4 protein-coding genes are annotated in these 6,160 nt (G+C 29.2%); 1 reads left to right on the plus strand and 3 read right to left on the minus strand.

The window, feature by feature from the left end:
* Nucleotides 1-21: 21 nt before the first annotated feature.
* From GQ540_RS00690 to GQ540_RS00700, 3 genes are all read right to left on the minus strand, one after another.
* Nucleotides 22-456 carry an ankyrin repeat domain-containing protein gene (locus GQ540_RS00690; protein ID WP_291795796.1) on the minus strand — a complete coding sequence of 145 codons (435 nt, stop codon included), beginning with the start codon at nucleotides 454-456 and terminating at the stop codon, nucleotides 22-24.
* A 124-nt stretch (nucleotides 457-580) separates the two neighbouring features.
* Nucleotides 581-1,663, minus strand: coding sequence for a sensor histidine kinase (locus GQ540_RS00695; protein ID WP_291795799.1), 1,083 nt, complete (start codon nucleotides 1,661-1,663; stop codon nucleotides 581-583).
* A 2-nt stretch (nucleotides 1,664-1,665) separates the two neighbouring features.
* On the minus strand, nucleotides 1,666-2,439 hold the full coding sequence (locus tag GQ540_RS00700; protein WP_291795800.1) for a LytTR family DNA-binding domain-containing protein: 774 nt from the start codon (nucleotides 2,437-2,439) through the stop codon (nucleotides 1,666-1,668).
* 384 nt (nucleotides 2,440-2,823) lie between these two features.
* On the opposite strand from GQ540_RS00700, the gene GQ540_RS00705 reads away from it, so the two are divergent.
* On the plus strand, nucleotides 2,824-5,985 hold the full coding sequence (locus tag GQ540_RS00705) for a SusC/RagA family TonB-linked outer membrane protein (protein WP_291795802.1): 3,162 nt from the start codon (nucleotides 2,824-2,826) through the stop codon (nucleotides 5,983-5,985).
* Nucleotides 5,986-6,160 lie beyond the last annotated feature (175 nt).

The raw sequence follows: 6,160 nt of genomic DNA on the forward strand, positions 1-6,160 counted from the left end.
GTTAAACTAAATAAATTATTCTTACGATTTTTTGGCTTTTAAAAGAATTTCGTAAGCTTCTTTTGCATTTGCATGCTTAGCCCAATTTAAAGCTGTAAAACCATTATCAGATCTTGTTTTTAAATGCGCACCTTTTTCTATAAGTAGTTTAAGGATATTAACTCTATTATGTCTAGCGGCGTACATTAATGGTGTTAATTTTAGCGATTTCTTATTGATATCAACTCCTTTATTTATTAATGTATTTACAGCTTTATAATTTCCAATTTGGATCAATCTACAAAAACTACCCATCTTATAAGGGTTAAAGTGAGTAAAAGATTGTTTTGAAGTTTTACATGTTTTCTTTTTAGGAATTGGATTTATATGACGAATGATTGATTGGTTTGAATTACGGACACTGTAACTAGGAAATGTTATAAAAATAAGTAAGGCGAAAGTTAAGAAGTTTCTCATGGTGCAATTGTTAGTTTTGATTAAAGCTATATTAAAAAGACTACCAATTTCTAAGAACGTTTCATCATTAACACTTTATTAACGCTATTTTAACAATTAAAGTTAAAGAGTGTTAAAATGCAGGTTATTTATTTATTGGAATAACAATTGTAGTTACAACACCTTTATTGTTTTTTTGTTTGGTCATTGTATATTTGTAGTTAGAGTTGTAAAGTATATTTAGACGGTCAATGGTGTTTTGCAATCCTTGCCCCTTTCTTTTAAGGTTAGTTTTTAAAGGTGCTCCATCATTTTTTATATTAAAAATAATGTTGTTTTTTTTAGTAGTTACAGAGATTTCAATATTTAAAGAAGTGAAATCATAAGAATAACCATGTTTAATACAATTTTCTATTATAGGTAATAAAATTAAGCTTGGAACTAATACTTTTTCTATTCCTTTTTCAATATTTACAGATATAGTTAAGTGATCTGAAAACCTTAAAGTCATAATATCTAAGTATCTTTTAGATATGTTTAATTCTTCTTTTAATGTAATTAAGCTAGTATCTTTTAAATCTAGTAAATCTCTTAGTAAATTTCCAAAATCGGCGATGGTATCTTGAGCTAATTTTGCATCAGTTTGTATAAGTGATGAAATGCTATTAAGGGTATTGAAAAGAAAGTGAGGATGTAATTTATACTTTAGTATATTTAATTTAGCATTCGTTAATTGATTCGTTAATTGAGACTTTTCAAGTTCAGATTTTTGTGTCTTTTGAAAATAATAATAAGAGTACACAATGCTTATCATTGAGAAATACACTAAAAAGTTTAAATCTAAGACCGATATTATGCCTGCAAAATGGCTTTCGAAATCAATTTCAGAATAGGCTATTTGACCACTAATTAAATAAATAATGGAAGAAAGAAAGTATAAAATAAACCCAATAAAAAGAGAGAAAAAGGCATGTAAAGTAACAATGTACCTCCATTTTATTTTTTGAGAGATCATTATCTTAGTTGTAATGGCAATTACAGACATAACAAGCATAACAATTATCCAATCTAAAACAATTGTTTCTAGTATTATTTCATTCCAAGATGTAAATTCATAACCAAAGTTATTTACTTTTAAGTATGAAATTTTAATAAGAGATACTAATGATGAAATGGTATAAAATAATGCTAAAATTTGAAGTAGTTTAAAGTCTATATACTTTTTCATAATTAGAGCCCCATTTTTATTAGAAATTCCTTTTTGTAACTTTTACTTATTCTAAATAATTTGTTGTCGTTCATTTTAATGTCTATTTCACCATAATTAGAATTTATTAATTCCCCAGTTTCGTTTAAATTAATAATTGTTGAACGATGTATTCTAATAAATTTATTAGGATCTAAAGAGTTGATTAAATTGCTTAAAGAATCTCTTAATAAGTATTTCTTTTCAGTAGTAAAAATTTCAGCATAATACCCAGAAGCTGATATATATATGATATCTGAGGTTTTTATAAAAAATATTTTGTTTCCAAGTTTAATAGGAAGTTTTTCAGAATAATTTGTTGATGGTTGATTAGAAGTTTTTACAAATTTTATTAAATCGTTAATTTTATCTTCAAACGGATCATAATTATTGTTATTTATATAGTTTGAAATATTAGATATAGATTTAAAAAACCGATCATCTTTATACGGTTTTAGTAAATAGTCAAAGGCAAAAAAATCAAATGCTTTTACCGCATATTCATTATATGCGGTAACAAAAATAATTAATGGTTTTTTTTCGATAGTTATTTTTTTAAGAACATCAAACCCTGTCATGTCCTTCATTTGAATATCTAAAAAAATCAAATCAGGGGCTAAGTTATTAATAGCTGCAATAGCTTCTTTACCAGTTGCACACTCACCTAAAATAGTTAATTCAGAAACATCATTCACTAAGTTAACAAGCCGCTGTCTAGCTAATGTTTCATCATCAATTATTAGAGTATTTATGTTCATAAGTAATAAGTTAACATTAATTTTTTTTACAAAATAACTATTTTAATGCTATCTAAACAGTTATCAAATGTTAATTTAAATCTAAAAAAGCCAATTACACTTCAGTTATAGTGGTGTTCAAATCAAATAACTAGTCATTTAAATCATTTGAGAGTTCTATTTGAAATAAATGAACACTCTTTTATTGTATGTCTTTGAAGCTTAAATAATGGTAAAAGATTGTAGTTTAATTCTATTGTTTTAAAAATATTGAAAATAAATTCTAAGTTTTTCATAGCTTTTATGATGGGTTTTACATCAAAATAGAAACGGTTCACTTCATGGAAAAGTAAATGGCGCCTTAACGTAGATATATTAGCCAGATATTAATTTAAAATGAAATTCATGAATCGAGGTTACAAATTTTTAGTTTCTCTAGTGTTTTTGTTGGGTACTTGTATAAGTATGTATTCACAAGAGAAAACGGTAGCAGGTACTGTAGTATCTGAACAAAGTGACCCTTTACCAGGGGTAAATGTAATTGTCAAAGGAACATCAAATGGTACATTAACAGATTTTGATGGTCAGTATTCTATAAAAACTAAGATTGGAGATGTACTAGTTTTTAGTTTTGTAGGAATGAATACTTTAGAAAAAACAGTTGACAATTTAAATGAAGTAAATGTTGTACTAACAGAAAGTGCTGAAGCACTTGAAGAAGTTGTAGTTACAGCATTAGGTATTAAACGAGAAAAAGCTTCAATTGGATCAGCAACAACAATAGTAAGTTCTGAAGAGCTAAATCAAGGTTCTCAAACTAATTTGGCTGATGCAATTAAAGGTAAAGTTGCAGGTGTTGTTATTTCAAGCGCTTCAACTGACCCGGGTTCATCTTCGGGTGTAATAATTAGAGGTTTTAGCACAATAGGTGGTAGCAATCAACCTTTATATATTATTGATGGAGTACCTGTTAATAATGCTTCAACTTTTTCAAATAGTTTAAACGGAGCTTATGACTTTGGTCGAGGGTCTGGTGAAATTAACCCAGAAGATATTGAAACTATTTCAATACTAAAAGGTGCATCTAGTACTGCGTTATATGGTTCTAGAGCTGCCAATGGTGTTGTTTTAATTACAACTAAAAAAGGGTCAAAATCTAAACTAACTGTTGATTTTTCAACAACAGCAATGTTTAGTGATGTATTAAGAACTCCTAATTATCAAAGTGAATTTGGTCAAGGTTGGGATGGTATACATTATTTAGGTGAAAATGGTTCTTGGGGGCCTCGTTTTAACGATGAGCTTCTTTTATGGGGTAACGTAGTTAATAATTCTCAAAAAGTGAAACCTTATTCATTTCAAGAAGATCAACTTAGAAACTTTTTTGATGTAGGAACTTCATATGTTACTAATTTAGCTATTTCAGGAGGTTCTGAAGATACTACAGGTAGAATATCATTTAACAATACTACTTCTGATGGTATCTATCCTACAAAGGCAGATTCTAATGAAAGAAACACATTGTCGCTTTCATTTAATTCAAAAATGGACTTTTTAACTTTTGGTGGTAATTTAAACTATGTAAACGTTAGAGGGTCTGGTATTGCTGCAGGGCAAGGTACTACAGTGTATAATAACTTGATGCAAATTCCTACCGATATTGATATAACAGAGTTTAGCGATTATCAAAACGACCCATTTAATAGTGTTTCTAATTATTACACAGCTTTTGGAATTACAAACCCTTATTTTTCATTAAATGAAGATGGCGCAAAATTTTCAAAAGAAAGATTATATGGTTCGTTTAATGTAAGTGCAGAGTTGAATGATTGGTTAAATGTTTCTTATAGATTGGGGATAGATCAATCTAGTGATAAAACAAGAATATGGACAGCAATTATTGACGCATTACCAGGTAGTCCAAATGATGGTTCAAGTACTGAACAGCCAGGTTCATACTCTGAAGGAGTTAATTTTGTAAAGCAGTTAAACCATGATTTATTATTTAGCATGGATAAAAGCATAAACGATAATTTGAATATTGAAACTACATTTGGTTTAAATTATAACGAAAGAACAGCGTCGTCTTTAACAGCTTCTGTAACTTCACAAGATATACCAGATTTTTATTCTTTATCAAATTCATCTGATGCTCCAACAACAGCATCATTAATTTCAAAAAGAAGACTTTTTGGAGTTTTAAACTCTACAACACTTTCGTATAATAATATGTTGTATTTAACAACTAATTTAAGAAATGATTGGTATTCTACACTTCCATCTGAAAACAGATCGGTTTTATATGGTGGTATAAATACATCTTGGGTTGCAACAAATACATTTCCTGAAATTAAGAATGTACTTAGTTATGGTAAGTTAAGAATTGGTTATGGTGAAACAGGTGTTGATACAGCTCCTTATCAAATAGATCCGGTATTTGTTTTGGGGAGCACAGATAACCAGGGGTTTAGAAATTTGAATTTTCCAGTAGGAGGAATCAATGCTTGGGAAGTTGGTAATAGAGCAGGTAACCCTGATTTACAACCAGAAAGAAGAAAAGAATTTGAAATAGGAGCAGAATTAGCTTTCTTAAAAAACAGAATAGCACTTGATTTTACATATTATGATGCTACAGTTGAAAACCAAATTTTATCGTTGCCTTTAGCGGCGTCATCAGGTTTTACAACTCAAACAGCAAATATTGGGACAATTTCAAATAAAGGTTTTGAAGCACTTTTAAAAGCTGGAATTTTTAGAAATTCTAATGGGTTTAATTGGGATGTAGCAATTAACTTTTCAACAAATGATGCAATTCTTGAAGAATTAGATGACAGAATTGATCAATTAGCTTTAGGAGGTTTAAGTACTACAAGTTTAATAGCAAGAGAAGGACAGCCTTTAGCGCTAATTGAAGGCTCTGTGCCTTTAACTGATCCAAGTGGAAATATTGTAGTTGATAATAATGGTATTCCAATTGCTTCACCTATTAAAGAAGTATATGGAGATACACAATATGATTACACAGTTGGATTAACAAATAGTTTTTCTTATAAAGGGTTTTCATTTGGTTTTACATTTGATTCTAGACAAGGAGGTTTAATGTTTAGTCGTACAGCTGCAATTACTCGTTTTACAGGTAATTCAATAACTACAACAATAAACGATAGACAACCTTATATAATTCCTGGTTCAGTTCAGCAAGTAGATAACGGTTCAGGAGGTATTAGTTATGTTGAAAATACTACTGCGATAGATACTGGGCATTGGGATGATTATTACCGTGCAACAGCAACGGATAGAGATAACGTGATTGACAAATCATATGTGAAGTTAAGAGAAGTAACATTTAGTTATAGATTCTCAGATAAGATTATTGATAAAACACCTTTTGAAGATTTATCAATAACATTTGTGGGAAGAAACCTTTTACTTTTTACACCTGAATCAAATCAATATATTGATCCTGAAGTTTCAACATTTGGAACAGACCTTAACAGTCAATTTGGTGAGTTTAGCTCAAATCCAACAACAAGAAGTTTTGGTTTAACTGTAAAAGCTAAATTTTAAAAATTAAAACAATGAATAATATGAAAAAATTTATAGGAATATTTTTTCTCTTCGCTCTTTTAACAGCTTGTGAAGATGAATTAGACATAAACACAAACCCAAACACACCAACTGATGTTGAAAAGAGTTTAGTATTAACTGCTGCTCAAGGTTCTTTGGTAACAGGTTTGGGAGG

Source organism: Lutibacter sp., from assembly GCF_013139515.1.
Taxonomy (GTDB): domain Bacteria; phylum Bacteroidota; class Bacteroidia; order Flavobacteriales; family Flavobacteriaceae; genus Lutibacter.

Coding starts and splice junctions, on each gene's coding strand:
- GQ540_RS00695 (WP_291795799.1), bottom strand. CDS start 1,663: ATGAAAAAGTATATAGACTTTAAACTACTTCAAATTTTAGCATTATTT.
- GQ540_RS00690 (WP_291795796.1), bottom strand. CDS start 456: ATGAGAAACTTCTTAACTTTCGCCTTACTTATTTTTATAACATTTCCT.
- GQ540_RS00705 (WP_291795802.1), top strand. CDS start 2,824: ATGAATCGAGGTTACAAATTTTTAGTTTCTCTAGTGTTTTTGTTGGGT.
- GQ540_RS00700 (WP_291795800.1), bottom strand. CDS start 2,439: ATGAACATAAATACTCTAATAATTGATGATGAAACATTAGCTAGACAG.